Source organism: Prauserella sp. PE36, from assembly GCF_003311655.1.
Classification (GTDB): Bacteria; Actinomycetota; Actinomycetes; order Mycobacteriales; family Pseudonocardiaceae; genus Prauserella_A; species Prauserella_A endophytica.
This window is the reverse complement of record NZ_QEQT01000031.1, coordinates 1-25,849: the sequence shown is the minus strand read 5'-3', so window position 1 is coordinate 25,849 and position 25,849 is coordinate 1. Positions and strand designations below refer to the sequence as shown.

Sequence of the window (25,849 nt, the reverse complement as noted above, 5' to 3'; positions counted from 1 at the left end):
ATTGGCTCTGCCACACCGATTTCGAGCTCGGCGACCTCGCCGGGGTACGTGGTGGCCACTCCATTCCACAGTGCGGTAAACGCGCGAAAGGGACTTCGATGACGCGTAGGGAAATGGCCGACGTGCCCATTACGACCACGCCGGTCTCCACCGGAAAGTGACGGCGGTCACGCGCGCAGCACGAGCTCCCGCAGCAGGCCACCCATCCGCTCGGCGGCCGCCTTGCCCGCCTCGATGACCTCCTCGTGGCTGAGTGGCTCGCCCGTCATCCCGGCGGCGAGGTTGGTCACGAGCGACAGCCCGAACACCTCCACGCCCGCGGCGCGCGCCGCGATGGCCTCCAGCACGGTCGACATGCCGACGAGGTCGGCGCCGAGCGTGCGCAGCATCCGGATCTCGGCGGGCGTCTCGAAATGCGGTCCCGGCAGCCCGGCGTAAACGCCCTCCGCCAGTGATGGGTCGATTCCCTTCGCGACGTCCCGCAGCCGGTTGGAGTAGAGATCGACGAGGTCAACGAAGTTCGCGCCGGTGATCGGCGACGTCGCGGTCATGTTCAGGTGGTCGGAGATGATCACCGGCTGGCCGACCTGGAAGCCTTCGCGCAGCCCGCCCGCGGCGTTGGTGAGCAGCACGGTGCGCACGCCGGCTTCCGCCGCGGTGCGCACCGCGTGCACGACGCGCGCGACGCCCTTGCCCTCGTACAGGTGCGTCCGGCCGAGCAGGACCAGCACGCGCTTGTCGCCGATCTTCACCGAACGCGCGGTGCTTCCGTGGCCGACGGCGCTGGGTGTCTCGAACCCGGGCAGCTCGTCGAGAGCGACCTCCGTCTCGGGCTTGCCGATCACGTCGGCGGCCGGGCGCCAGCCCGAGCCCAGCACCACGGCGATGTCGTGCCGGTCGGTTCCGGTGCGCTCGGCGAGCACCGAGGCGGCAGCGGCGGCGAGGTCACTGGGCTGGCTGATCTTCTCGTTCACGGTCGTGCAGCCTACGTGCTCCCGGCGTCACCGTCCGGGCGAGCAGGTAGGCCAGCAGCCCAATCGGCGACAGCAGGATCGTCAGCACCAGAATCGGCGCGAGGAGCAGGTGCGGAACCCCGCGCCGGCGCGCGTCGAGGTACATCCACCTGCCGATGAACAGGTCGAAGGCGATGAGGTGCGCCCAGATCATGGCGGCGCCCTCGGCGGAGGCGAGGAACTCGCGCAACACCCCGAGGTCCGGCCTGCTCACCACCGTCCACAGCTCGGCGAAGTCGCCGGGCGCGAGCGCGAGGTAGACGAGCAGCGGCGGGAGGGCGATCCACGGCGAGCCGATGACGCGAGTGGTCCACCGCCAGCGGGGCCCGACGATCATCAGCGCCCAGAACGGCGCGGCGAGGTAGAACGTCAGGTCGAAGAGGGTCCCGGTCATCGAGGGGTCCTCTCCGGGTGAGCAAGGGAGCTTTGCTCTCGAGAAACGGGAGTAAAGCTCCCTTGCTCCCGCTTGGCGAGGGTCAGGACGGTCGCGAGAGTCACCGTCACGGCCAGTGCGGCGAGGGTCGCGAGCGTCCACGCGTCGGGGGAGAGCAGCGGTTGACCCCGCAGCGCCTGCCAAGTGACGAGACCGGTCAGCCCCGCGTAGCCGGCCCCGGCCACGAACATCAGCCGCATCCGCACGCCGCCGTCGCGCAGCGCCGGCAACCTGGTCGCGAGCAGGCCGAGCAGCAGCGCCAGCAGCGGGAGCACCTGTAGCGCGTGCATGCCGACGAAGTGCGGGATGCGCAGGTCGCCGCCGGTGGTGCTCCAGCCGGTGATGGGCATGCTCGGCCCGCCGTCCGCGACGCCGACGCTGTGCGCGCCGATGAAACCGGTGGGCGTGCCGTTCCGCATCGACCCAAGCTGCTCGCTCGTCGGGCCGATCATGAGCGCCCCGAGCCCCGCTCCCACCAGTGAGATCAGCGCGCCGATCCGGATCGCCCAGCGCGAGGCCGGGTCCGCGATGGGGGTCCGCAGCAGTAGGACGGTCAGCACGAGCGTGCCTGTCCACAGTGCCGCGATGGATCCGCCCATCACCGAGAACAGCGTCGAGTCCAATGGCGTCGAGGCATTGAAGTGACTGGCCCGCCCGCGCACGACCTGCGTCACGATGATCGTGTACTCCACGAACAGGATCACCACGATCGCGGTGGACACGCGGTTTGCCAGGCGCTGCCGCGACCTCAGCAGGGTCAGCAACCACGCCCAGGTGACGCAGTACAGGGCGATGGACACCGCGAACTTGAACGGCTTCAACCAGATCGGCGCGCCGAGCAACACGCGGTCGTCGAGCAGCAGTCCGCCGGCCGAGACGGCGGCCATCGCCGCCATCACGCCCGCACAGATCATCATCGGGCGGTGCCAGGTTCTCGCCTGGCCGATCAGGTCGGACATCCGTCCTCCTTATAGATAGTGTTACTACCTATAGCGGGAAGCTACACTATCCGTTCTGAGGAAGTCCACAGGAAAGGCGACGACGACGCATGCGGATGGCCGAGCTGAGCAGGGAGTCCGGGGTCCCGGTCGCGACGATCAAGTACTACCTGCGCGAGGGCCTGCTCCCGCCCGGCGAGCGCACCAGTCCCAACCAGGCCCGCTACGACGCGTCCCACGTGCGCAGGCTCAAGCTCATCCGCGCGCTGCTCGACATCGGCGGGCTGTCGATCGCGGCCGTCCGCGAGGTGATCGCCGGGCTCGCGGAGGGGACGTCCACCCACGACGTGCTCGGCATCGCGCAGCACGGCCTTCCGCTGCCCGCCGTGGAGGTCAGCGACGAGGCGCGGGCGTGGGCGATGGAGCGGCTGGAGACACTTGCCGAAAAGCGGGACTGGGTGATCGCGCCGGGCACGCCCATCGCCGAGGCGCTGGTCGGAGTGCTCTGCACCTATCGCGACCTGGGTCACCCCGAACTGGCCGAGCGGCTCGACGACTACGCCGAGGCGGCCGACCTGGTCGCGGGCAGTGACCTCGACACCGTCGCCGCGCTGGGGCAACGAGAGGCGATTGTGGAGGCGGCCGTGATCGGCACCGTGCTCGGCGACGCGCTGCACGCCGCGCTGCGCAGGCTCGCGCACGCCAAGGCCTCGCGCGACCGGTTCGGTGCAACCGCGGTGAAACCGCAGTGAAGGCCACCTTCACTGCGTTCAACGCAGTGAAGGTGGCCTTCACTGCGGTTGGCCCGCCCGCTCAGTCGGTCATCTGGAACGTCGGCACGATGCGGTCGAACAGCTCGCTGCGGCCGAGGCGTTCCTGTTCGACGGGCACCGTCACGCTCACCACCCACAGGCTCGACCCGCTGAGGAACACCTCCGCGACCGTTGTCCGGTTCATCGCCCGCTCACCGCTCGCGCCGCGCTCCGCAGTCCGGTACGTCACGAGCACGCCGTCGCGGTCGCCGAGCGGTTCCGAGCGCACCAGCGTGAAGTCACCGGGGGCCCAGAACTCGCCGAGCGTGGTGACGTAGTCGTCGACGGTGTGGGCGTCCGAGTACTGCGCGAACCGCTCCACGCCAAGCACCTGCGCGCCGTCGGCGGAGACGAACTGCACCCTGGTGCTGGTGGGCAGCTTCGTCTCCGACTGCTGGGTGACGAACTTCGTCCAGTCGGCGGGCACCTCGACCGAGAACAGGCCGCCCTTCGCGCCCTGCAGGTTGGTCGCGTCGCCCTCGCGCGTGACGAGCTCCTGCTGTGGTGCGGGAGCCGCGGCCGGCGTCGGCTCCTGTGTCCGGTCCGGTGCCGAGAGCGGCTGGCCCGCGAGCACGCGCGTCAGCACGAACCCGCCTGCCACGGCCAGCACGAACAGCAGCATCACCACCACGACCAGCGCCACCGTGCGCGCCGTCGACCGCCCGGCCCGCGCCGCGGCCGGACCGTCGGCGGGCGCGGCGCCTCCGCCGAAAGGCAGCGGCCCCGGATCGGCCGCGAGCGCCCCGCCGCCGTCGTCCGCGCCGGGCTCCGGCGCGGCGGCCGGCATCGCCGGGATCACCCGAGTGACGCTCGCCTCCGGCCCGACCGGGGTGCCCTCGCGGAACAGCTCCGGCGGGAACAGCAGGCGCCGGGGCTGGGCCAGGAACGGGTAAAGCCTGCGCCGCACCTCCGACAGTGACATCCGCTCCGACGGCTCCTTGGCCATCAGCCCCCGGACCAACGCCGCGAGCGGGCCGGGCGAAGGCTGCGGCACCTCGCCGTGCACCACCCTGCTCACCGTCTCCAGTGGATCACCGTCGACGTCGTAGGGAGGGCGGCCCTCGGTGGCGGCGAACAGCGTCGCGCCGAGCCCCCACAGATCGGCGGTGTAGGTCACCGCGCCGCCGGAGGCGACCTCGGGCGCGATGAACGCGGGCGAGCCGAGCATCGTCCCCGTGTGGGTCATGGTGACCTCGGAGACGTTGCGGGCGATGCCGAAGTCGGTGAGCTTGATGCGGCCGTCCTGCGCCACGAGCACGTTGCCGGGCTTGACGTCGCGGTGGGTGATGCCTGCCGCGTGCGCCGCCTCCAGCGCCGCGGCCACCGCGTCGGCCACCGCCGCCGCCTGCGCGACGGTGAGCCGCCTGCCAGCCCTGAGCAGCGCGGCGAGGCTGCGCGAGGGGAGCAGCTCCATCACGACGTACGGATCGCCGTGCTCCAGCACGACGTCGTGCAGGACGATCACGTTCGGGTGGGAGAGCACCGCGATGGCCCTGGCCTCGCGAAGGGTGCGCTCGCGGACCTCGCCGGCCTGATCCGGCGGCACGCCCGCGGGCATCCGGACCTCCTTGACCGCCACGGGCCGCTGGAGGAACTCGTCGTGCGCCGCCCAGACCGTGCCCATGGCCCCCGAGCCGAGCACCGAGCGCAACCGGTAGCGACCGGCGACGAGGCGCGAATTCTCAGCGGGAGCGGACACGACCCCTATTGTGGCGAACCGCCGACGACGGCCACGCTCGCCCAGTGTTGTTAGCCGGGATTTGCATCACATTTGCGGGCCGGTCGGTGCCCCTACCATGAGTTGTTATGACAGAAGTGGCTGGGACATCGGCGTCCGCGCCCGCTGAGCTCACGCTCGCGGCCGAGTTCGGCGCCCCCGACCGGGCCGGTTGGGAGCGGCTCGTGACAGGCGTCCTGAAGAAGAGCGGCGCGCTGCCGGAGGACTTCACCGGGGCGCCACAGAGTCTGCTCACCAGCACGACCTACGACGGCATCGAGATCCAGCCGCTCTACACCGCCGACGACCAGGCGCCGCCGGCCGGTTTCCCCGGGCTGTCGCCGTTCGTGCGCGGTGGTCGCGCCGAGGGGCAGGTGAGCACGGGCTGGGACGTGCGGGCCCTGCACGCGGGCTCCGACGCCGCGGGCGTGAACGAGGACGTGCTGGCCGATCTGGAGAACGGCGTCAGCTCCGTGTGGCTGCGCGTCGGTGAGACGGCCCTGCCCGTGGCCGACCTCGGCCGCGCGCTGCGGGACGTCTACCTCGACCTGGCGCCGATCGTGCTCGACGCCGGCGAGGACTACGAGGCCGCCGCCGAGGCCCTGCTCTCTGTGCTCGCCGAGCGCGAGATCCCCTCCGGCGAGGCGTCCGGCAGCCTCGGCGCCGACCCGGTGGGCCTGCAGGCACGCACCGGCGCCGAACACGACCTCGCCCCCGCAGCGGCGCTCGCCGCCCGGGTCGCACAGCGGTACCCGGGCCTGCGCACGATCGTGGTCGACGCGCTGCCGTTCCACGAGGCGGGCGGCTCCGACGCGCAGGAGCTCGGCGCCTCGATCGCCTCCGGTGTCGCCTACCTCCGGGCGCTCACGGACGCGGGCCTGAGCGTCGAGGACGCGGCGGCCCAGCTGGAGTTCCGGTACGCGGCGACCGGCGACCAGTTCCTCACCATCGCCAAGTTCCGCGCCGCACGCAGGCTGTGGGCCCGCGTCACCGAGGTGTCCGGTGCGAAGGGCGTCGCCATGCGCCAGCATGCCGTCACCTCGCCCGCCATGCTGACCAGGCGCGATCCGTGGGTGAACATGCTGCGCACCACGGTCGCCTGCTTCGCGGCCGGGGTCGGCGGTGCGGACGCTGTCACCGTGCTGCCTTTCGACGCCGCCATCGGCAGGCCCGACGCCTTCTCCCGCCGGATCGCCCGCAACACGCAGTCGATCCTGCTGGAAGAGTCCAAACTGGCCGGTGTGATCGACCCGGCGGGCGGCTCCTGGTACGTCGAGAACCTCACCGACGAGCTCGCCCGTGCCGCGTGGCGCGAGTTCACCGCCATCGAGAAGGCGGGCGGCATCCGGGCCGAGCTGTCCTCCGGGGCACTCGCCCGGCGGCTCGCGGCGACATGGGACACGCGCGCGAAGCGGATCGCCACCCGCGAGGACCCGATCACCGGCGTCAGCGAGTTCCCGCACCTGGACGAGAAGCCCGTCGAGCGCGAGCCTGCACCGTCTGTTGTGGACGGTGGTGGCCTGCCCCGCGTTCGCTACGCGCAGGAGTACGAACAGCTGCGGGACCGCTCCGACGCCTACCTCGCCGCGCACGGCGAGCGTCCCTCGGTGTTCCTCGCGACCCTCGGCCCGCTCGCCGCCCACACGGCGCGCGCCACGTTCGCGGCCAACCTGTTCCAGGCGGGCGGCGTGCGGCCGGTCAACCCGGGCGTGACCGGCGACTTGGTGCGGGCGTTCCGGGAGAGTGGCACCCCGGTCGCGTGCCTGTGCGGCAGCGACAAGTCCTACGCCGAGGAGGCGACCGAGATCGCCGCGGCCCTGCGCGAGGCCGGAGCCACCGAGGTGCTGCTCGCGGGCAAACCCGCCGACTACGACGGCGTCACCGGATACATCCACGCCGGATGCGACGCGCTGGCGGTACTCAGGAGCACCCTCGACAAGCTGGGAGTCGACTGATGACCATTCCCGACTTCACCGACGTCGAGCTCGGCACCCCGGAGCCGGGTGCGCAGCGGGACTGGGCCGACGCGCTGCACGCGAGCACCGGCAAGGGCGCCGACGCGCTGGTGTGGGAGACGCCAGAGGGCATCGGCGTCAAGCCGCTCTACACGGCCGACGATCTGTCCGATGTGGACTTCCTGAACACCTACCCCGGGATGGCTCCGTTCCTGCGCGGGCCGTACCCGACGATGTACGTCAACCAGCCGTGGACCATCCGGCAGTACGCCGGCTTCTCCACGGCCGAGGAGTCCAACGCCTTCTACCGCCGCAACCTCGCGGCCGGGCAGAAGGGCCTCTCCGTCGCGTTCGACCTGGCAACGCACCGCGGCTACGACTCCGACCACCCGCGCGTGTCCGGCGACGTCGGTATGGCGGGCGTGGCCATCGACTCGATCTACGACATGCGGCAGCTCTTCGACGGTATCCCGCTCGACAAGATGAGCGTGTCGATGACCATGAACGGCGCGGTGCTGCCGGTGATGGCGCTCTACGTCGTCGCCGCGGAGGAGCAGGGCGTCAAGCCCGAGCAGCTCACGGGGACCATCCAGAACGACATCCTCAAGGAGTTCATGGTCCGCAACACCTACATCTACCCGCCGCAGCCCTCGATGCGGATCATCTCCGACATCTTCGGCTTCACCTCGCAGCACATGCCGAGGTTCAACTCCATCTCGATCTCCGGCTACCACATGCAGGAGGCCGGGGCGACCGCCGACCTGGAGCTCGCCTACACGCTCGCCGACGGCGTCGAGTACATCCGCGCCGGGCTCGACGCGGGCCTCGGCATCGACAAGTTCGCGCCCCGGCTGTCGTTCTTCTGGGCGATCGGCATGAACTTCTTCATGGAGGTCGCGAAGATGCGCGCGGCCCGCCTGCTGTGGGCCAAGCTCGTCAAGCAGTTCTCGCCGGAGTCGGAGAAGTCGCTGTCGCTGCGCACGCACTGCCAGACCTCGGGCTGGTCGCTGACCGCGCAGGACGTCTACAACAACGTGGTGCGCACCTGCGTCGAGGCGATGGCGGCGACCCAGGGCCACACGCAGTCCCTGCACACCAACGCCCTCGACGAGGCGCTCGCACTGCCCACGGACTTCTCCGCGCGTATCGCGCGCAACACGCAGCTGCTGCTGCAGCAGGAGTCCGGCACCACGCGGGTGATCGACCCGTGGGGCGGCAGCGCGTTCGTCGAGCGGCTCACCTACGACCTCGCGCGCAAGGCGTGGGGCCACATCAGCGAGGTCGAGTCGGCGGGCGGCATGGCGCGGGCGATCGACGCCGGCATCCCCAAGCTGCGCATCGAGGAGGCCGCCGCGCGCACGCAGGCGCGGATCGACTCCGGCAGGCAGCCGGTGATCGGCGTCAACAAGTACCGCGTCGATGACGAAGAGCAGATCGACGTGCTCAAGGTCGACAACGCGGGCGTGCGGGCCCAGCAGCTGGAGAAGCTGCGCAGGCTGCGCGAGGAGCGCGATTCCGGCGCCGTCGAGGACGCGCTGCGCAGGCTCACCGCGGGCGCGGAAGCGGACGGCAACCTGCTGGCGCTGGCGATCGACGCGGCGAGGGCCAAGGCCACGGTCGGGGAGATCTCGGAGGCGCTGGAGAAGATCTGGGGCCGCCACTCCGGGCAGATTCGTACCATTTCCGGGGTGTACCGGGACGAGGTCGGGAAGTCGGAGAACGTGGAGACAGCACGCGAACGGGTCGCCGCGTTCGCCGAGGCCGAGGGCCGCCGCCCGCGCATCCTCGTCGCCAAGATGGGGCAGGACGGGCATGACCGCGGCCAGAAGGTGATCGCCACCGCGTTCGCCGACCTGGGCTTCGACGTCGACGTGGGCCCGCTGTTCTCCACCCCGGCCGAGGTCGCGCGGCAGGCGGTCGAGGCCGACGTGCACATCGTGGGTGTGTCGTCGCTCGCGGCCGGCCACCTCTCGCTGGTGCCCGCGCTGCGGGCTGAGCTCGCCGAGCTGGGCCGCGAGGACATCATGGTCGTGGTCGGTGGCGTGATCCCGCCGCAGGACTACGACGACCTGCGCAAGGCGGGCGCGGCGGCGATCTTCGGCCCCGGCACGGTGATCGCGGAGGCCGCCATGGGCCTGCTCGACCAGCTCGACGCGCGACACTCGTAGGCATGCCTCGCACGATCGACGTCACCGCATACGCCAAGGGTGTGCTCGCCGGTGACCGCGGGATCCTCTCGCGGGCCATCACCCTGGTCGAGTCCAGCAGGGCCGACCACCGGGGCCAGGCGCAGGACCTGCTGGTGGAGCTGCTGCCGCACGCGGGAGGCGCCCAGCGCGTCGGCATCACGGGCGTGCCAGGGGTCGGCAAGTCGACCTTCATCGACCAGCTCGGCACCAACCTGACCGAAGCGGGGCACAAGGTTGCCGTGCTCGCAGTCGACCCGTCGTCCACGCGCACCGGCGGCAGCATCCTCGGCGACAAGACCCGCATGGCGCGGCTGGCCGTCGATCCCTCGGCGTTCATCAGGCCCTCGCCGACCTCGGGCACGCTCGGCGGCGTCGCGAGGGCGACGCGAGAGACGATCGTGCTGATGGAGGCCGCCGGCTACGACGTCGTGCTGGTGGAGACGGTCGGCGTCGGCCAGTCCGAGGTCGCCGTGGCGAACATGGTCGACTGCTTCCTGTTCCTCACCCTGGCGCGAACGGGCGACCAGCTGCAGGGCATCAAGAAGGGCGTGCTCGAGCTCGCCGACGTCATCGCCGTCAACAAGGCCGACGGCGAGCACGAGCCCGAGGCCCGCAAAGCCGCGCGGGAGCTGTCCGGCGCACTGCGGATGATCTACGGCCCGGACGCGGCGTGGACGCCGCCGGTGCTGACCTGCAGCGCGCTCACCGGCAACGGGCTCGACACCGTGTGGCAGCAGATCGGCAGGCACCGGCAGACGCTGGAGGACTCCGGAGAGCTGGCGCGCAAGCGCAGCACGCAGCAGGTGGACTGGACCTGGTCGATGGTGCGCGAACAGCTGCTCGACCACCTCGCGACCCATCCGAGCGTGCGCGAGCTGGTACCCGAGGTCGAACGGGACGTGCGCGAGGGCAGGCTCACGGCGACACTGGCCGCCGAGCGGATCCTCGAGGCTTTCGGCGGAGAGTCACCGCGTGGCGGCTGACGGCGATCAGCCCGACAGGGCACACTTGGGCCCGTGCGCGTGTTTGCCGTCCTGGGTGTGTTGACCGTCCTCGCCGGTGTGCTGGTTCTCAGTGTGCCCTCGGCCACCGCTTCGGCGGCTCCCGCGACCGCTCAGCCGGTCGTCGCGGCGGGCCCCGCGCTCACGCAGGCGGAACCGGGCCCCGTGCTCGACCCCGAGCAGCAGGACGAGGCGGACGCGAGGAACTCTCGCAGCAAGCTGATCGTTGGCGTCGCCGCCGCGGTGCTGCTCGGCATCGTCGTCTGGGGCAGGCACATCCGCAACAAGAAGAAGCCCAAGAAGAAGAAGTAGTTTCGGCTTCGCGGCCGCGGCGCGTTTCGCCGCCCGTCGAGCTGTGGCACGTCGAACAGTGAAGCCGAACTCTCTGTAGCCGCTCAGCGCAAACCGGCTACCGTCTGTCTTGTCACTAGGACATCTGGGTCTACCGATCACCTATTTGGTGCAAGACTAGGTGCAAATGCGTACGACAATGATTTCCCAGCGAGAGACAGTTGTGTCGACGCGCGCTGCGCTGGGCTCGTGCGGAGGTGCGGCGTGACTGTGCTCGACTCGCGACCCGAATCGGCGGGCGAGCCTGGTGGCTCCCCTTCAGCCGACTCGGCCGACGCCCTGCTCACCGAGAGCGGTGTGAGCATGGCGCCGTTGGACGATCTGGGTGAGGGCAGAGGCCCCTTCTGGCTCGACGAGTGGCTCGTGGCGCACGCGGCCGACGTGCTGGCGTGGCGCAGGCACATCCACGCGAACCCGGAGCTCGCCCGCCGGGAGTACGGCACCACCGAGCTGGTGATGAGCCTGCTGCGGTCGGCGGGGCTGGCCCCCAAGGTGCTGCCCGGCGGCACCGGTGTGGTGTGTGACATCGGCAGTGGCACGACCTGCGTCGCGCTGCGTGCCGACATGGATGCCCTGCCGCTCACCGAGGCGACCGGGCTGCCGTACGCGTCGACCGTCGACGGCGTGGCGCACGCGTGTGGGCACGACCTGCACACGACGGTGCTGCTCGCCGCCGGCATGGCGCTGGCGACCGCCCCCGAGCTGCCCGGCCGCGTGCGGCTGGTGTTCCAGCCCGCCGAGGAGGTCATGCCCGGTGGCGCGCTCGACGCGATCGACGCGGGCGTGCTCGACGGCGTCGACCGGATCTTCGGCCTGCACTGCGACCCCCGGCTCCCGGTGGGCCAGGTCGGCATGCGTGTGGGTCCGCTCACCTCGGCGGCGGACCTCATCGAGTTGCGGCTGACCTCGCCGGGCGGGCACACCTCCCGCCCGCATCTGACCGCTGACCTCGTGCACGCGCTGGGCACCGTGATCACCTCGCTGCCCGCGCTGCTGTCGCGGCGCGTGGACCCGAGGTCGGGTACGGTGCTCGTGTGGGGCGCCGTGCACGCGGGCGAGGCGGCGAACGCGGTGCCGCAGCAGGGCGTGCTGAGGGGCACACTGCGCACGGCCGACCACGAGACGTGGAAGTCGCTGGAGCCGCTGGTGGCGTCGTCCATCCAGTCCCTGCTCGCGCCGACCGGCGTCGGCTACGACCTCAACTACCGGCGGGGCGTGCCCCCGGTGGTCAGCGAGGAGGAGAGCACCGCGCTCATGAGGGCCGGCGTCGAGGCGGCACTGGGCGACGAGGCGACGACGGGCACCGAGCAGTCGTCGGGCGGCGAGGACTTCGGGTGGTACCTGGAGCACGTGCCGGGTGCGTTCGCGCGGCTCGGAGTCTGGTCCGGTGAGGGCTCCATGCGAGACCTTCACCAGCCGACCTTCGAACTCGACGAGCGAGCCCTGTTGACCGGCATCCGAGTGATGGTCCACACCGCACTGGCAGCCCTGGCCTAACCCGCGAGTCCCCCGCTCGGGCCCGCGAGTCCCCCACTCCGGACGCCGAGTTCTGCGGTCCGGACGCCGAGTTGCACGCTCCGGACGGCGAGTTGCACGCTCCGCTGTGTCGGGGAGTTATCCACAGTCAGGTGGGTTATCCACAGATTGTGGGCTGCGGCTCCACAACGCCTCGAAACGGCGCACCGTGGGGCCATGGCATCACTACCTGAGGGCTTGTACGGGGCCTACTCGCGTACGGAACTTGCTCGGGCGATCGGGTTGCCTGGCGTGCGGGACGCGCTGCGAAAAGGGCGTCTGACCAGGTTTTCTCGCTCGGTCCTCGTGGATTCGCGCCGGGCGACCGACTTTGCGACCCGCGCTGCGGCCTGTCTGCTGACGGCAGGCCCGCGGGCCGTGCTGTCCGGCCACACCGCGCTCGCCGTCTTCGGCTGCACGGCGGCCGATGGTGCACCTATCCACATGTTGGTGCCGTATGGATGCAAGCCGAGACGGCGCCCTGGGATGGTCGTTCACCACGGCAGGTTCGAGGAGCAGGACGTCGAGATGATCGGTGGACTGCGGGTGCTGGCGATGGACCAGGCCCTGGCGGAGGTACTCAGCCGTGGTAGCCGTCGCGCGGCGCTCGCGTGCGCGGACCAGGCACTGCGACTAGTGCCCGAACACGCCCGCGCCGAATTCCATGCGTGCGTTGAGGAGCGAGTGCGGTCCCGCACCGATCCGAGAGGTCGCCGCCAGGCGCAGGCGTTGCTCGACCTGGCGACCGGCCTGGCCGAGTCGCCGGCGGAAAGCTGGACGCTGCTCGCGCTCATCGACGCGGGCCTGCCGGTTCCCGTGCAGCAGTACCGCATCACCGATCTGGCCGGCAACGACATCTACCGCCTCGATTTCGCCTGGCCGGAGCTGCGGATCGCGGTGGAGTACGACGGGTACGAGGCACACGAGAAGCGTCGTGAGTCGGATGCCGAGCGGGACGCGGACTTGGAGCGTCGTGGCTGGATCGTCGTTCGCGCGGACGCCGTCGATCTCAGGGACCCGCAGCGAATGATCAAAGCGGTGGAGGCCGCGTTTCGCCGCCGGGGGCTCGCCGCTTAGCGGATCTCGCGGGCTGGAGCGGGGGACTCGCGGGCTGGAGCGGGGGACTCGCCGACCGGAGCGGGGGACTCGCGGGCGGTTAGGGGCCTATGCCTTTGCAGGGGCGGGTGCGGAGCGCCTCGACGTAGTCGGCGGGGGCGCCGGCGTCCTCAGCCGCATCGGCGAGCACGCCGAGGTACCGCGCGGAAGGTAGACCGCCCTCGTATGCGTCCAGCACGTAGAGCCAGGCCAGCACCGAGCCGTCCATGGTCTGCACCCGGAGCCGGATCTTGTTGTGCATCCCGAGCTCGCCGCCCTCCCACTGGTCGAGGGCGGACTCGTCGAGATGGGTCACGTCGTAGAGCACCACGAACACCCGCGACGACGGATCCTCCACGATCGTCGCGAGCGCGCCCTCCCAGCCGAGATCCTCGCCACCGAAGGTCAGGCGCCAGCCTTCGAGCCAACCGGTACCCGCCATCGGCGAGTGCGGAGCTCGCTCCATCATCTGCGAGGGCGCCATGTTGGACCCGTAAGCGGCATACAAGGGCACGGCCACAGCCTAACGGCCGTGCGCTCACCCGAAAGGACGCACTCCGCGTGTCCCGGCCTAGAGTGGGCTCGACGGCGCTCTGACGAGGAGGGAACCAGCGTGACCAGGATCGTGATCATGGGCGGCGGACCAGCCGGCTACGAGGCGGCCTTGGTCGCGGCACAACACGGGGCCGACGTGACCGTTGTGGAGCGCGACGGCCTCGGCGGCGCCTGCGTGCTCTACGACTGCGTGCCATCCAAGACGTTCATCGCGTCGTCCGGCGCCCGCGCGAGCCTCCACGGCTTCGGCGAGCTGGGCATCACCACCGATCTCGCCGACACCGGTATCGACCTGCCCACCGTCCACGGTCGCGTGCGCGGGCTCGCGCTCGCGCAGTCGGCGGACATCCGCGCTCGCGTGCAGCGCGAGGGCGTGCGCGTGATCACGGGCACTGCCCGCTTCTGCGACGAGGAGACCGGCCTCGCCACCCACAAGGTCGCCGTCACCGGCGCCGGGATCGACGAGGTACTCGAAGCCGACGTGGTGCTCATAGCCACCGGCGCCACCCCGCGAGTGCTGCCCGGCGCGGTGCCCGACGGCGAGCGCATCCTCGACTGGCGCCAGCTGTACGACCTGCCCGAGCTGCCCGAGCACCTCGCCGTGATCGGTTCGGGTGTCACGGGCGCCGAGTTCGCCTCCGCCTACACCGAGATGGGGGTCAAGGTCACCGTCGTCTCCAGCCGCGACCGCGTGCTGCCGCACGAGGATGCCGACGCCGCCGCCGTGCTGGAGGAGGTCTTCTCCCAGCGCGGCACCACCGTCGTCAAGCACGCCCGTGCCGACCGGGTCGAGCGCACCGAGAAGGGCGTGCTGATCCATCTCACCGACGGCAGGCAGATCGAGGCGAGCCACGCGCTGATGACCGTCGGCTCTGTGCCGAACACCACCGACATCGGGCTCGAGCGCGTCGGCATCGAGCCCGGTCCCGGCGGGTTCATCACCGTCGATCGCGTGTCGCGCACCAGCGCACCTGGCGTGTACGCGGCGGGCGACTGCACAGGCGTGCTGATGCTGGCCTCGGTCGCGAGCATGCAGGGGCGCATCGCGATGTGGCACGCGCTGGGGGAGGGCGTGGCGCCGATCCGCCTGCGCACGGTCGCCGCGAACGTGTTCACCCACCCCGAGATCGCGACGGTCGGCATCAGCCAGCAGGCCATCGACACCGGCGAGGTGCCCGCGCGCACGATCATGCTCCCGCTGGCCACCAACGCGCGGGCCAAGATGGAGGGCCTCCGCCAGGGCTTCGTGAAGCTGTTCTGCCGCCCGGCCACCGGCGTGGTGGTCGGCGGCGTCGTGGTGGCGCCCACCGCGAGTGAGCTGATCCTCCCGATCGCCCTGGCGGTGCAGAACCAGCTGACGGTGGAGCACCTGGCGCTGACGTTCTCGGTCTACCCCTCGCTGTCCGGCTCGATCACCGAGGCGGGCAGGCAGCTCATGCGGCACGACGACCTGGACTGACGCTCCCCACGTCGGCGACGCGGGGTGACACTGGTCACGCCACATCGTTGACGAGGAGGGGAGTGCGGCAATGGTCACTCGTGACACACCGTGGCCCGACGGGACTCCGTGCTGGGTCGACCTCATGGTTCCGGACCCCCGGATGGCCATCGATTTCTACGGCGCCCTGTTCGCGTGGGCCTTCGCCGACCAGGGCGACGAGACCGGCAACTACCTGCTGGCCTCGCTCGGCGGGCGGCAGGTCGCCGGGGTGATGGGCGGGGTGCCTCCGGACCAGGAGGCCCCGCCCGCGGCCTGGACTACCTACCTGGCGACGTCCGACATCGACAAGACGGTGGCCGCGATCAGCCAGAACGGCGGGCAGGTGATGACGCCGCCGATGGAGGTCGGCCAAGCGGGCAAGCTGGCCATCGCGGCGGATCCGACGGGCGCGGTCTTCGGGCTGTGGCAGGCCGGGGAGCGCAACGGCGTCGGGCTCACGAACGTGGCGGGTACGCTCACCTGGAGCGAGTGCATGACGCGGGACCACGACCGGGCGAAGGACTTCTACGCGCAGGTGTTCGGTCACGCATTCGACGACATGTCGGCCGAGGGCTTTCGGTACGCGACACTGAAGGTCGGCGGAAAGGTGGTCGGCGGCATCGGGCAGCTGCCGGACGAGGTGCCTGCCGACGTCCCACCGCACTGGTCGGTCTACTTCGCGGTGACGGACACCGACGCGACGGTCGTGCGGGTGACCGAGCTGGGCGGCGGGCTCGTGCGGGAGCCGTGGGACTCGCCCTACGGCAGGCTGGCACAGGTCGTCGACAACCAGGGCGCCCATTTCCAGGTCATCACCGCAATCCCCGCCGACGCGCCGTGACCGGAACGTGATGAGCCGAGAGGGAGCAAGGGAGCTTTACTCCCGAAAAACGGTAGTAAAGCTCCCTTGCTCCCCTCAGATGTGCCCTTGGAGGCGGCACGAACGGGTCATTCGCTTTCGACCCAGTCGAAGGTCTTCGTCACCGCCTTCTTCCAGTTGCGGTACTCGCGTTCCCGGCGGATGTCGTCCATCCCCGGGTCCCACTGCTTGTCCTTCGCCCAGTTGCTGCGGATGTCCTCCTCGCTCTCCCAGAATCCCACGGCGAGGCCCGCGGCGTAGGCGGCGCCGAGCGCGGTGGTCTCGTTCACCACCGGGCGGATCACCGAGACGCCCAGGATGTCGGCCTGGAACTGCATCAGCAGGTCGTTGACGACCATGCCGCCGTCCACCTTCAGCGTCTTCAGCGGCACGCCGGAGTCGGCGTTCATCGCGTCGATCACCTCGCGTGTCTGGAACGCCGTCGCCTCCAGCACCGCCCTCGCGAGGTGGCCCTTGTTGACGTAGCGCGTCAGGCCCACGATCACGCCGCGCGCGTCCGAGCGCCAGTACGGCGCGAACAGACCCGAGAACGCCGGCACGAAGTACGCCCCGCCGTTGTCCTCCACTGTGCGTGCGTGCTCCTCGATCTCCGCGGCCGAGGAGATCATGCCGAGGTTGTCGCGCAGCCACTGCACCAGCGAGCCGGTGACCGCGATCGAGCCCTCCAACGCGTATACCGTGTCGTTCGAGCCGATCTTGTAGCAGACGGTCGTGAGCAGACCGTTCTGCGAGAGCACCTTCTCGGTGCCGGTGTTCAGCAGCACGAAGTTGCCGGTGCCGTAGGTGTTCTTCGCCTCCCCTGGGGAGAGGCACGCCTGGCCGAACGTCGCCGCCTGCTGGTCGCCGAGGATGCCGGCGATGGGCACGCCGCCGAGCGCACCGCGCTCGCGCACCTTGCCGTACTCCTCCGACGACGACCGGATCTGCGGGAGCATCGACATCGGGATGCCCATGTCGGACGCGATGCCCTCGTCCCACTGCAACGTCTCGAGATCCATCAGCATCGTGCGCGAGGCGTTGGTCGGGTCGGTGATGTGGAGGCCGCCCTCGGGCCCGCCGGTCATGTTCCACAGCACCCAGGTGTCCATGTTGCCGAACAGCAAATCACCGGCTTCGGCGCGTTGCCGTGCACCGTCCACATTGTCCAGGATCCACTTGACTTTCGGTCCGGAGAAGTACGTCGCGAGCGGCAGGCCCGTCTTCTCCCGGTACCGTTCCTGCCCGCCGCCGAGCGCGCCGAGCTCGTTGACGATGCGGTCGGTCCTCGTGTCCTGCCACACGATCGCGTTGTACACCGGCTTGCCGGTCCTGCGGTCCCACACCAGCGTGGTCTCGCGCTGGTTGGTGATGCCGACGGCGGCCACCTCGGCGGTCGTCGCGTCGGCCTTCGCCAGCGCGCCCGCAGCGGTGGCCCGTGCGTTGGACCAGATCTCCTCGGCGTCGTGCTCGACCCAGCCCGCCTGCGGGAAGATCTGCTCGTGCTCGCGCTGGTCGACGGCGACGACGCTGCCGGAGTGGTCGAAAAGCATCGTTCTGGTCGACGTCGTGCCCTGGTCGACCGCGGCCACATATGAAGCCATTCTGCTTCCTTTCTGAAGCTGCTACTCCGATGTGCTCGTCTGTGGCGGCCGCGACTCCGAAACGGGCTCCTCCGAGGAGGTCTTGGTCCCGGCTTCGCCGGTCGGCTCGGGCACGCGCCCAGGAGGCGGAGCCTCGACACCGAACGGCGTCTCGCGCGCGATGAGGACCTGCCCGATGAAGAAGTCGTAGACGAGAATGCCGAGCACGCCGCCGACCAGCGGTCCCGCGATCGGGATCCACCAGTAGTTGCTGAACCAGTCGCCGTTGCCTGGCATCGCGGCCTCACCCCAACCGGCGACCCAGGCGAGCATGCGCGGCCCGAAGTCACGAGCCGGGTTGATCGCGTAGCCGGCGTTGGTGCCGAAGCTGAGGCCGATCGCCACCACGACGAAACCGATGGCCCACGGTCCGAAGTTGCTCTGTGGTGCTTGGTTACGGTTGTCGATCAGCGCGGCCACCAGCATGACGAGAATGGCCGTGCCGACGATCTGGTCGACCAGCGGTCCCCATATTCCGTTGCCGAAGTATTCCGCTGGGAACGTCGCGAATATGGAGAATGACGCCACGTCACCGGATTTCTGCGTCCCCGCTTCCTGCAGGAAGGCGTTGATCGCCTCGTAGTACACGGCGTAGACGACTGCCGCGCCCGCGAACGCGCCGAGGACCTGCGCGATCCAGTAGGGAACCACTTTCACCCATGGGAACGCCCGCCGCACCGCCATGGCCAGCGTCACCGCCGGGTTGATGTGCGCGCCGCTCACGCCGCCCGCGGCGTAAACGGCGAAGACCACGGCCAGCCCCCAGCCGAAGGCGATGATGAGCCAGTTGGCGGGACCGAAATCCGCGGTCTGCCTGCCGGATCCAGGCAAGCCTGCCAAGGCCACGGCCACCGAGCCGCAGCCGAGGAGAATAAGTATCGCCGTACCCAGGAACTCGGCCAGTAACTCGCCACCGGTGGTTTGGCGTAGTCTGGCCAAGCCGTTGGTCTGGTGTCTGGTGTTCGTCGCACTCATGCCACACCTCCGGGATCGGGACTGCGTTGTCCCTCGGTTTCATCGTGCTCCGCGCCTCGAGTTGGGACAAGATCTGAAGCGGGGGGTGTCGTTCAGGGCTGATTCGATCCGGCCTGACGTGGGAAGCTCCCAGAGGGCCGTCGTGTCGTGCGACGGCGTCTGCCGTGGTGAGGAGGCGAGTAGTGACTGCGTCGTTGGGTCCCGCCGCCCGCGAGGAATCGTGGCGGCGGCTGAGCAGTGAGAACTTCGACCTCGTCGTGATCGGCGGGGGCGTGGTGGGAGCCGGCACCGCGCTGGACGCGGCCACGCGGGGCCTGCGGGTCGCGCTGGTCGAGGCGCGCGACCTCGCCTCCGGCACGTCGAGCAGGTCGAGCAAGCTCTTCCACGGCGGCCTGCGCTACCTCGAACAGCTGGAGTTCGGGCTGGTGCGCGAGGCGCTGCGCGAGCGCGAGCTGATGCTCACGAGACTTGCACCGCATCTGGTGAAACCGGTGAGCTTCCTGTACCCGCTGACGCACCGGGTCTGGGAGCGGCCCTACACCGCGGCGGGCCTGTTCCTGTACGACACGATGGGCGGCGCGCGGTCGGTGCCCGGTCAGAAGCACCTCACCAAGGCCGGTGCGCTGCGGATGGTGCCCGCGCTCAAGCGGGACGCGCTCGTCGGCGGCATCCGGTACTTCGACGCGCAGGCCGACGACGCCAGGCACACGATGACCGTCGCCCGCACGGCCGCCCACTATGGCGCGGTGGTACGGACCTCGACCCAGGTCGTCGAGTTCCTGCGCGAGGCCGACCGCGTGTCCGGCGTGCGCGTGCGCGACGTCGAGGACGGTCGCGAGACAGAGGTCCAGGCCAGTGCCGTGATCAACTGCACGGGAGTTTGGACCGACGAGCTGCAGCGCCTCTCCGGCAGCAGGGGCAGGTTCCGCGTGCGGTCCAGCAAGGGTGTGCACATCGTGGTCCCGCGTGACCGGATCGTGTCGGAAAGCGGGCTCATCCTGCGCACGGAGAAGTCGGTGTTGTTCGTGATCCCGTGGCGCAACCACTGGATCGTGGGTACCACCGACACCGACTGGCACCTCGACCTCGCCCACCCGGCGGCGACGAAGCACGACATCGACTACATCCTCGAACACGTCAACTCGGTGCTCGCGACACAGCTGACACACGACGACATCGAGGGCGTCTACGCGGGGCTGCGGCCGCTGCTCGCCGGCGAGAGCGAGGAGACGTCGAAGCTGTCCCGCGAGCACGCCGTCGCGCGCGTGTCGCCGGGGCTCGTCGCGATCGCGGGCGGCAAGTACACGACGTACCGGGTGATGGCCGCCGATGCCGTGGACGCCGCCTCAGTCGACCTGCCCACCCGCGTGCAGTCGTCGATCACCGACAAGGTGCCGCTCATCGGCGCCGACGGGTATCACGCGCTGGTGAACCAGGCCGACCATCTGGCCGCGGCGCACGGACTCCACCCGTACCGCGTGCGGCACCTGCTGGATCGCTACGGCTCTCTCGTCGGCGGGGTGCTCGCGCTGGCCGACGGCCGCCCCGAGCTGCTCAAGCCGATCGAGCACGCACCGGACTACCTGCGCGTCGAGGCCGTGTACGCGGCCAGCCACGAGGGCGCGCTGCACCTGGAGGACGTGCTCGCCAGGCGCACCCGCATCTCGATCGAGTACCCGCATCGTGGGGTCGACTGCGCCGAGCAGGTGGCCGAGCTGATGGGCGAGGTGCTGGGCTGGTCGGCCGAGACCACCGCGCACGAGGTGTCGGTCTACCGGGCCAGGGTCGAGGCCGAGCGGGACTCGCAGACGCAACCCAACGACGAGGCCGCCGACGCCCGCCGCTCCGCGGCCCCGGAGGCGAGGGGCAAGCTCATCGAGCCCGTCGGCTGAGCCGACCCGGCTACCTTGGAGCATCAGCCGGGCATCAGGGCGGCTTTGTCGATCTTGCCGATGGGTGTCAGGGGCAGGGTAGGCGCGAAATCGACGCTCGCGGGCACGAAGTGCTCCCCGCCGAGCACCCGCCGCACGTGATCCCGCACCTCGTCGGCGGTGAGACCCGGCTCGGCGACCACGACGGCGTGCACGAGCCTGCCGTCAGGGCCGTCCACGCCGAGCACGGCGGCCTGCCGCACCCGCGGATGGGCAACGAGCGCGTCCTCCACCACCGTCGAGTAGACCTTGGTGCCGTGCTCGCCGGTGACGATCACGTCGTCGGCGCGGTCGAGCAGGTACAGGTAGCCATCGGCGTCGAACCGGCCGAGGTCGCCGGTACGCAGCCAGCCGTCGGTGAAGGCCTTCCCGGTGAGCTCGGGGCTGCCGTGGTAGCCCTCCATGAGGGCCAGTCCGCGCACGAGCACCTCGCCGTCGTCGATGCGCGCCTCCATGCCGGGCACGATCCGGCCCACCGAGCGCAGCCGCTCAGGGTGACCGTCGTACTCCTCCGGGGCGATGCTCGCGATCATCGGCGCCTCGGTGAGCCCGTAGCCCTGCCCGACGACCGGGCCGAACGCCGCGAGCGCCTGGCTGAGCCTCCGGGCGGGCAGCGGGCTCGCGCCGAGGGAGAGCCTGCGCACGCTGGAGACGTCCGTGCCGGACAGCGCCGGGTGGTCGAGCACCCTCGCCAGGCGGGGCGGGGTGAGCGTCAGGTGCGTTATGCGGTGCCGGGCGATCGCGTCCAGCACGTCGCCCGCGTCGAACCCCGCGTGCAGCACCACGGTGTCTCCGCACAGCAGGGCACCCAGCACCGCGCAGTTGCCGGTGAGGTGCGAAAGCGGCGCGACCAGCAGTACGCGGTTGGGGCCGAGCGGGTCGGGCCGGAAGATGTGGGCCATGCCGTCGTAGATGCCACGGTGGGCGATGAGCTTGGGACTGCCGGTGGTGCCGCCGGAGGCGAACACCGTGTGCACCGACGGAGGTAGCTCGCCCGGCTCGTCCACCGTGTCCATTTCGGAGGGGCGAAGTGGAATCACCCGCACCCCGTCCGGTTTCCGGCCGGGTTCGGCGAGGCAGGCGGTGACCTTGCCGAGCACCTCCGCGCGTGCGGGCGTGCTCGCCGACTCGGGCACCAGCAGCACGCTCGCGCCCCGCAGTTGCACGGCGAGCTGGCCGAGGATCGTCTCGGGCCGGTTGCCGCCGAGCACGGCCACCAGATCGCCCTCGCCGACGCCCTCGGCGAGGAGGGTGCCGTGCAGCCGCAGCAGCAGCTCGTGGGCCTCGGCGTAGGTGGTGGTGCGGCCGTCGCGGACGAACGCGGGCGCGTCGCCGCCACTGCCCAGCGCGTCCAGGATCCGGCCGAGGAAGAAGCTCATGACGCCACGCGGGTCCAGCGCACGTCGGGCCCGCCTGCGTCGGGGCCGACGAACGTGAAGCCGCAGCGCCGGGCGACCCGTCCGGAGGCGTGGTTGGCCGGGTCGTGCCGGTAGTCCACGCTGCGCAGGCCGAGCGCGCCGAACCCGAACCGAAGGGCCGCCCCCACGGCGGCGACGGCGACACCCCGGCCCCGCGCCGCCGGGCGAACCCACACAGCGGTCTCGGCGGTGCCGGCGTCGAGGTCGAGCGTCTTGAGGCCGACCTCGCCGAGCAGGTCGCCGGTCGTCGGCTCGGCGACGGCCCACGAGCAGCGCTTGCCGCTCGCCCACTCGCTCGCGCGGAGCTCGACGTAGGCGCTCGCGGAGTGCAGGTCGTCGACGACGTAGCCGGGCACGAACCGCTGCTGCACGGGGTCGGTGAACGCCTCGACGAGCGCGGGCCGGTCGTCCAGCCGGTGATCCGCCCTCAACTGCCGCAGGTAGTAGCCGCCCGCGTTGATCTCGACCGGTTCCACCCGCGCGATCCTACGGGCGACGGTGCCTGTGGGAAGCGCACGAGCCGGCGACCATCGCCACGATCGCGGGCAGCAGGAAAACGAAGATCATGCCGCGGGCGACCGTGAAGAAGAGGACCACCGCGAGCAGGGCCGCGATCGGCACCGCGCTCGCCGCGAGCCGTTGCTGCCACGGCCGCGCCACCGGCTGTCTCGGGACGAGCGCCCGGCCGGGCACCAGCACAGCCGGCTTCGGCTCCGGCAGGTCGGAGAACAGCGGGGCGAGGTCACGCCGGAACTTCGCCGCACTGACCTGCTGCGAACGCTCATCGAACTCGGTGAGGTCGAGCCTGCCGGTGCGGACGTGTTCGGAGAGCGCGTCCAGCGCGTCCTGCCGCTCAGCGTCGCTGAGCCGGTACTCCGGTCGTTCCACGGCCACGTATCGATGGTAGGTCCGTTTCCCAGGCCGGGGCCACGAAACTGAGGGTGTTCTCAAGCCGGGCGAAACCCGTCAGTCCTTGATCTCCAGCAGCACCGAGCCCTGCGTGACGGCGCTGCCGACCTCCACCGAAAGGCCGGTGATGGTTCCCGACTTGTGTGCGGTGACCGGGTTCTCCATCTTCATCGCCTCGAGCACCACGACCAGTTCGCCTGCCTCGACCTGCTGGCCGTCGGACACGGCGACCTTGACGATCGTGCCCTGCATCGGCGCGGTCACGGCGTCACCGCTCAGGGCGGCCTTGGCGCCGCCGCCCCGCTTGCGAGGCTTGGCCTTCGCCGCGCCACCACCGGATCCGCCGCCGAGCGCGAGCCCGCCGGGGAGCGAAACCTCCAGGCGCCGCCCGCCGACCTCGACGACGACGTTCTGCCGCTCCTCGGGCTCCTCGTCGGCCTCGGTCGGCGCGGTGAACGGCTCGATCTGGTTGTCGAACTCGGTCTCGATCCAGCGGGTGTGCACGGAGAATCCGGTGCCGTCGCCGACGAACGCGGGGTCGTTGAGGATCGCGCGGTGGAACGGCAGCACGGTCGCGAGCCCGTCGGCCACCATCTCGCCGAGCGCGCGACGGCTGCGCTCGATGGCCTGCTGCCGGTCGGCGCCGGTGACGATCACCTTCGCGAGCATCGAGTCGAACTGCCCGCCGATCACGCTGCCCGTCTCGACACCGGAGTCGACGCGCACGCCGGGGCCCTCGGGAAAGACGAGCCTGGTGACGGTGCCCGGCGCGGGCAGGAAGTTGCGGCCGGCGTCCTCGCCGTTGATGCGGAACTCGATGGAGTGCCCGCGCGGGGCCGGGTCCTCGGTGAACGGGAGCTTGCCGCCCTCTGCGATGCGGAACTGCTCGCGCACGAGGTCGATGCCCGTGGTCTCCTCCGACACCGGGTGCTCGACCTGCAGGCGGGTGTTGACCTCGAGGAACGAGATGGTGCCGTCGAGGCCCACGAGGTACTCGACCGTGCCCGCGCCGGAGTAGCCGGCCTCCTTGCAGATGGCCTTGGCGGAGGAGTGGATCGTGGCCCGCTGCTCGTCGGTGAGGAACGGGGCGGGCGCCTCTTCCACGAGCTTCTGGTGACGGCGCTGCAACGAGCAGTCGCGGGTGCCGACCACCACGACGTTGCCGTGCTTGTCCGCGAGCACCTGTGCCTCGACGTGCCTCGGCTTGTCGAGGTAGCGCTCGACGAAGCACTCGCCGCGGCCGAACGCGGCCACCGCCTCGCGGGTGGCCGACTCGAACAGCTCGGGGATCTCCTCCTTGGTGCGGGCGACCTTCAGCCCGCGGCCGCCGCCGCCGAACGCGGCCTTGATGGCGACGGGGAGGCCGTGCTCATCGGCGAAGGCGACGATCTCGTCGGCCGTCTCGACCGGGTCCTTCGTGCCGGGCACCAGCGGGGCGCCTGCCTTCAGCGCGATGTGCCGGGCGGTGACCTTGTCGCCGAGGTCGCGGATGGCCTGCGGGCTCGGGCCGATCCAGGTGAGCCCCGCGTCGATCACGGCCTGGGCGAAGTCGGCGTTCTCGGAGAGGAAGCCGTAGCCGGGATGCACCGCGTCGGCGCCGGAGCGCTTCGCGGCGTCGAGCAGCTTGTCGAACACGAGGTAGCTCTCCGCGGCCGTGGTGCCGCCGAGCGCGAAGGCCTCGTCGGCAAGGCGCACGTGCGGGGCGTCCCGGTCGGGGTCGGCGTAAACGGCCACGCTCGCCAGCCCTGCGTCCTTGGCAGCTCTGATCACGCGGACGGCGATCTCGCCGCGGTTGGCGATGAGCACCTTGGTCACGCTGGCTGGCTCAGGCACGCTTACCTCCCTGTTAGCTGCTCAGGGTGGAGTTTACGGACGCGCAAGGTGGCGCAGGTGAGAGGAGCCTCACGCCCGTGTGGCGGCCATGCGCCGGAGCTCCTCGGGGATCTCGCCGTCGAGCAGGATGACGTCGTAGGGCTGGCGTTCGTGCAGCTTCGGCAGGTGCTCGGTGTGCACCATGAGCCATGGCTGGTGCTCGCCGCAGCACTCGACGAGGCGGTCGAGCGCCGTGTAGGCGAGCAGCGCGATGCGACCGTCGCCGGTCCGGCGCAGCTCGACGGTGGTCTCGCCGGTGCCGTCGGCGGCGATCGGGGCCGTGGGCAGGTACAGCACGGGCGGCAGGTGTGGGTTCGTCACGCCGTCAACATAGACGTGCGCGCAGCGTCACCTGGCCTACGCTCGTCCGGGTAACCGAGGGGGAGGAGTTCCGTTGTGCCCGAGCCGGCGCCACCACGGCCCGTGGTGCTCACCGCCGTGCTCGCCGGCGTCGTCATCGTCGGCGCGCTCGTGACCGCCGTGCTGCTGCGCCCCGACGTGGACTTGCCCGTCGGTGAGGAGCCCGCGCAGCAGCCCACTTCGGTGTCGAGCACGAGCTGCGGCGACGACGCGTGCCGGGTGCTCGCCTCGGCCTCGGTCAACGGCATGACGGTGGAGCTGCTCGCCGACAGCGACGGAGGCACCGGGCGGCTGCGGGCGGGCGGTCCCGCGTCCGGGAGCGTCTCGGAGGTCTCGATCACGGCGATGGGCGTGCGGCTCAACCACGGCTCGCTGCGCTGCGCGCAGACGGAGACGCCGGTGTGCCTCGTGCGGGGGCCGCACGACGGCGGCATGGCGGGAGAGGTGCACGTGTGGCGCGGGGACAGCTGGCGGCCCGCGCAGCGGCCGTACTTCTCCGACGCGGGCAACATCGTGCTCGACGACGTCGTCGGCGACGCCGCGCCCGAGGTGGTCGTCGTCCGGCACGAGTGCAGCGAAACCGAGGACGCGGCCGAATGCCAGCTGGCTCCGGTGCTGGCCGAGGTGTTCGACCTGGGCGGCGAGGTGGCCGGGTGCACCGGCACGTACGGTTCACCCGGCTCCCTGCGCGGCTGGCCCGACGTCGACGTGGAGTCATACGAACTGGCCGAGTGCCCCTAGGGTCCAGGCGACCGCAGTGAAGGCCACCTTCACCGCGTTGATCGAACACAGCGGCGCGCAGCGCCTCCGTTTGGGTGGTGGCGGGAGACG

At 70.7% G+C, this 25,849-nt stretch carries 23 protein-coding genes; 11 read left to right on the top strand and 12 right to left on the bottom strand.

What is annotated here, in order from left to right:
* Positions 1-167 precede the first annotated feature (167 nt).
* From DI005_RS02375 to DI005_RS02365, 3 genes are read right to left on the bottom strand one after another with little or no spacing between them, the layout of a single operon-like run.
* Positions 168-974, bottom strand: a complete 807-nt coding sequence (locus DI005_RS02375; protein WP_112275846.1) for a purine-nucleoside phosphorylase — start codon at positions 972-974, stop codon at positions 168-170.
* Positions 946-1,407 carry an ABA4-like family protein gene (locus tag DI005_RS02370; protein ID WP_113641118.1) on the bottom strand — a complete coding sequence of 154 codons (462 nt, stop codon included), beginning with the start codon at positions 1,405-1,407 and terminating at the stop codon, positions 946-948. Before DI005_RS02370 ends, DI005_RS02375 begins: the two co-directional genes overlap by 29 nt.
* Positions 1,404-2,405, bottom strand: a complete 1,002-nt coding sequence (locus DI005_RS02365) for a hypothetical protein (protein WP_113641117.1) — start codon at positions 2,403-2,405, stop codon at positions 1,404-1,406. The genes DI005_RS02370 and DI005_RS02365 overlap by 4 nt, the downstream gene beginning before the upstream one ends.
* Positions 2,406-2,494: 89 nt before the next feature.
* Between DI005_RS02365 and DI005_RS02360 the strand changes: the two genes are divergently transcribed.
* Positions 2,495-3,136, top strand: a complete 642-nt coding sequence (locus DI005_RS02360) for a MerR family transcriptional regulator (protein WP_113641116.1) — start codon at positions 2,495-2,497, stop codon at positions 3,134-3,136.
* A gap of 61 nt (positions 3,137-3,197) precedes the next feature.
* On the opposite strand, the gene DI005_RS02355 is transcribed toward DI005_RS02360, so the two are convergent.
* Positions 3,198-4,895, bottom strand: coding sequence for a serine/threonine-protein kinase (locus tag DI005_RS02355; RefSeq protein ID WP_255565651.1), 1,698 nt, complete (start codon positions 4,893-4,895; stop codon positions 3,198-3,200).
* Between the two features lie 107 nt (positions 4,896-5,002).
* Between DI005_RS02355 and mutA the strand changes: the two genes are divergently transcribed.
* The 6 genes from mutA to DI005_RS02325 all read left to right on the top strand — a co-directional run bounded on the left by mutA (position 5,003) and on the right by DI005_RS02325 (position 13,001).
* Entirely contained in the window at positions 5,003-6,868 is a 1,866-nt protein-coding gene (gene mutA, locus DI005_RS02350) for a methylmalonyl-CoA mutase small subunit (protein WP_113641114.1), read from the top strand.
* Positions 6,868-9,036 carry a methylmalonyl-CoA mutase gene (scpA, locus tag DI005_RS02345; protein ID WP_112275858.1) on the top strand — a complete coding sequence of 723 codons (2,169 nt, stop codon included), beginning with the start codon at positions 6,868-6,870 and terminating at the stop codon, positions 9,034-9,036. The genes mutA and scpA overlap by 1 nt, the downstream gene beginning before the upstream one ends.
* A 2-nt stretch (positions 9,037-9,038) precedes the next feature.
* Positions 9,039-10,040 (top strand): methylmalonyl Co-A mutase-associated GTPase MeaB, encoded by a 1,002-nt coding sequence (gene meaB / locus DI005_RS02340; protein ID WP_113641113.1) that lies wholly within the window; start codon positions 9,039-9,041, stop codon positions 10,038-10,040.
* A 33-nt stretch (positions 10,041-10,073) separates the two neighbouring features.
* Positions 10,074-10,370: a hypothetical protein gene (locus DI005_RS02335; protein ID WP_233519961.1), complete on the top strand. Its 297-nt coding sequence runs from the start codon at positions 10,074-10,076 to the stop codon at positions 10,368-10,370.
* A gap of 243 nt (positions 10,371-10,613) precedes the next feature.
* Positions 10,614-11,906, top strand: coding sequence for a M20 family metallopeptidase (locus DI005_RS02330; protein ID WP_112275862.1), 1,293 nt, complete (start codon positions 10,614-10,616; stop codon positions 11,904-11,906).
* A gap of 270 nt (positions 11,907-12,176) precedes the next feature.
* Positions 12,177-13,001: an endonuclease domain-containing protein gene (locus tag DI005_RS02325; protein ID WP_233519960.1), complete on the top strand. Its 825-nt coding sequence runs from the start codon at positions 12,177-12,179 to the stop codon at positions 12,999-13,001.
* Between the two features lie 79 nt (positions 13,002-13,080).
* On the opposite strand, the gene DI005_RS02315 is transcribed toward DI005_RS02325, so the two are convergent.
* The gene (locus tag DI005_RS02315) at positions 13,081-13,533 is read right to left on the bottom strand and encodes a gamma-glutamylcyclotransferase (protein WP_110335252.1); all 453 of its coding nucleotides are present in this window, start codon (positions 13,531-13,533) and stop codon (positions 13,081-13,083) included.
* A 99-nt stretch (positions 13,534-13,632) separates the two neighbouring features.
* On the opposite strand from DI005_RS02315, the gene DI005_RS02310 reads away from it, so the two are divergent.
* Entirely contained in the window at positions 13,633-15,033 is a 1,401-nt protein-coding gene (locus DI005_RS02310; RefSeq protein WP_112275866.1) for an NAD(P)H-quinone dehydrogenase, read from the top strand.
* 70 nt (positions 15,034-15,103) lie between these two features.
* A complete protein-coding gene (locus DI005_RS02305; protein WP_113641112.1) occupies positions 15,104-15,895 on the top strand; it encodes a VOC family protein in 792 nt (263 codons plus the stop codon).
* 107 nt (positions 15,896-16,002) lie between these two features.
* Here DI005_RS02305 and glpK read toward each other — a convergent pair whose 3' ends face one another.
* Both glpK and DI005_RS02295 read right to left on the bottom strand, forming a co-directional pair.
* Entirely contained in the window at positions 16,003-17,514 is a 1,512-nt protein-coding gene (gene glpK / locus DI005_RS02300) for a glycerol kinase GlpK (protein WP_112275870.1), read from the bottom strand.
* 21 nt (positions 17,515-17,535) lie between these two features.
* On the bottom strand, positions 17,536-18,528 hold the full coding sequence (locus DI005_RS02295; RefSeq protein ID WP_113641111.1) for an MIP/aquaporin family protein: 993 nt from the start codon (positions 18,526-18,528) through the stop codon (positions 17,536-17,538).
* Between the two features lie 182 nt (positions 18,529-18,710).
* Between DI005_RS02295 and DI005_RS02290 the strand changes: the two genes are divergently transcribed.
* On the top strand, positions 18,711-20,420 hold the full coding sequence (locus DI005_RS02290) for a glycerol-3-phosphate dehydrogenase/oxidase (protein ID WP_112275874.1): 1,710 nt from the start codon (positions 18,711-18,713) through the stop codon (positions 20,418-20,420).
* Between the two features lie 23 nt (positions 20,421-20,443).
* On the opposite strand, the gene DI005_RS02285 is transcribed toward DI005_RS02290, so the two are convergent.
* The 5 genes from DI005_RS02285 to DI005_RS02265 all read right to left on the bottom strand — a co-directional run bounded on the left by DI005_RS02285 (position 20,444) and on the right by DI005_RS02265 (position 24,979).
* The gene (locus DI005_RS02285; protein ID WP_113641110.1) at positions 20,444-21,838 is read right to left on the bottom strand and encodes a class I adenylate-forming enzyme family protein; all 1,395 of its coding nucleotides are present in this window, start codon (positions 21,836-21,838) and stop codon (positions 20,444-20,446) included.
* Positions 21,835-22,353, bottom strand: a complete 519-nt coding sequence (locus DI005_RS02280) for a GNAT family N-acetyltransferase (protein WP_113641109.1) — start codon at positions 22,351-22,353, stop codon at positions 21,835-21,837. Before DI005_RS02280 ends, DI005_RS02285 begins: the two co-directional genes overlap by 4 nt.
* Positions 22,354-22,363: 10 nt before the next feature.
* Positions 22,364-22,771 (bottom strand): DUF1707 domain-containing protein, encoded by a 408-nt coding sequence (locus DI005_RS02275; RefSeq protein ID WP_112275880.1) that lies wholly within the window; start codon positions 22,769-22,771, stop codon positions 22,364-22,366.
* Between the two features lie 72 nt (positions 22,772-22,843).
* A complete protein-coding gene (locus tag DI005_RS02270; RefSeq protein ID WP_113641108.1) occupies positions 22,844-24,619 on the bottom strand; it encodes an acetyl/propionyl/methylcrotonyl-CoA carboxylase subunit alpha in 1,776 nt (591 codons plus the stop codon).
* Between the two features lie 69 nt (positions 24,620-24,688).
* Positions 24,689-24,979, bottom strand: coding sequence for an SAV_915 family protein (locus DI005_RS02265; RefSeq protein WP_113641107.1), 291 nt, complete (start codon positions 24,977-24,979; stop codon positions 24,689-24,691).
* Between the two features lie 75 nt (positions 24,980-25,054).
* On the opposite strand from DI005_RS02265, the gene DI005_RS02260 reads away from it, so the two are divergent.
* On the top strand, positions 25,055-25,759 hold the full coding sequence (locus tag DI005_RS02260) for a hypothetical protein (RefSeq protein ID WP_112275886.1): 705 nt from the start codon (positions 25,055-25,057) through the stop codon (positions 25,757-25,759).
* Positions 25,760-25,849 lie beyond the last annotated feature (90 nt).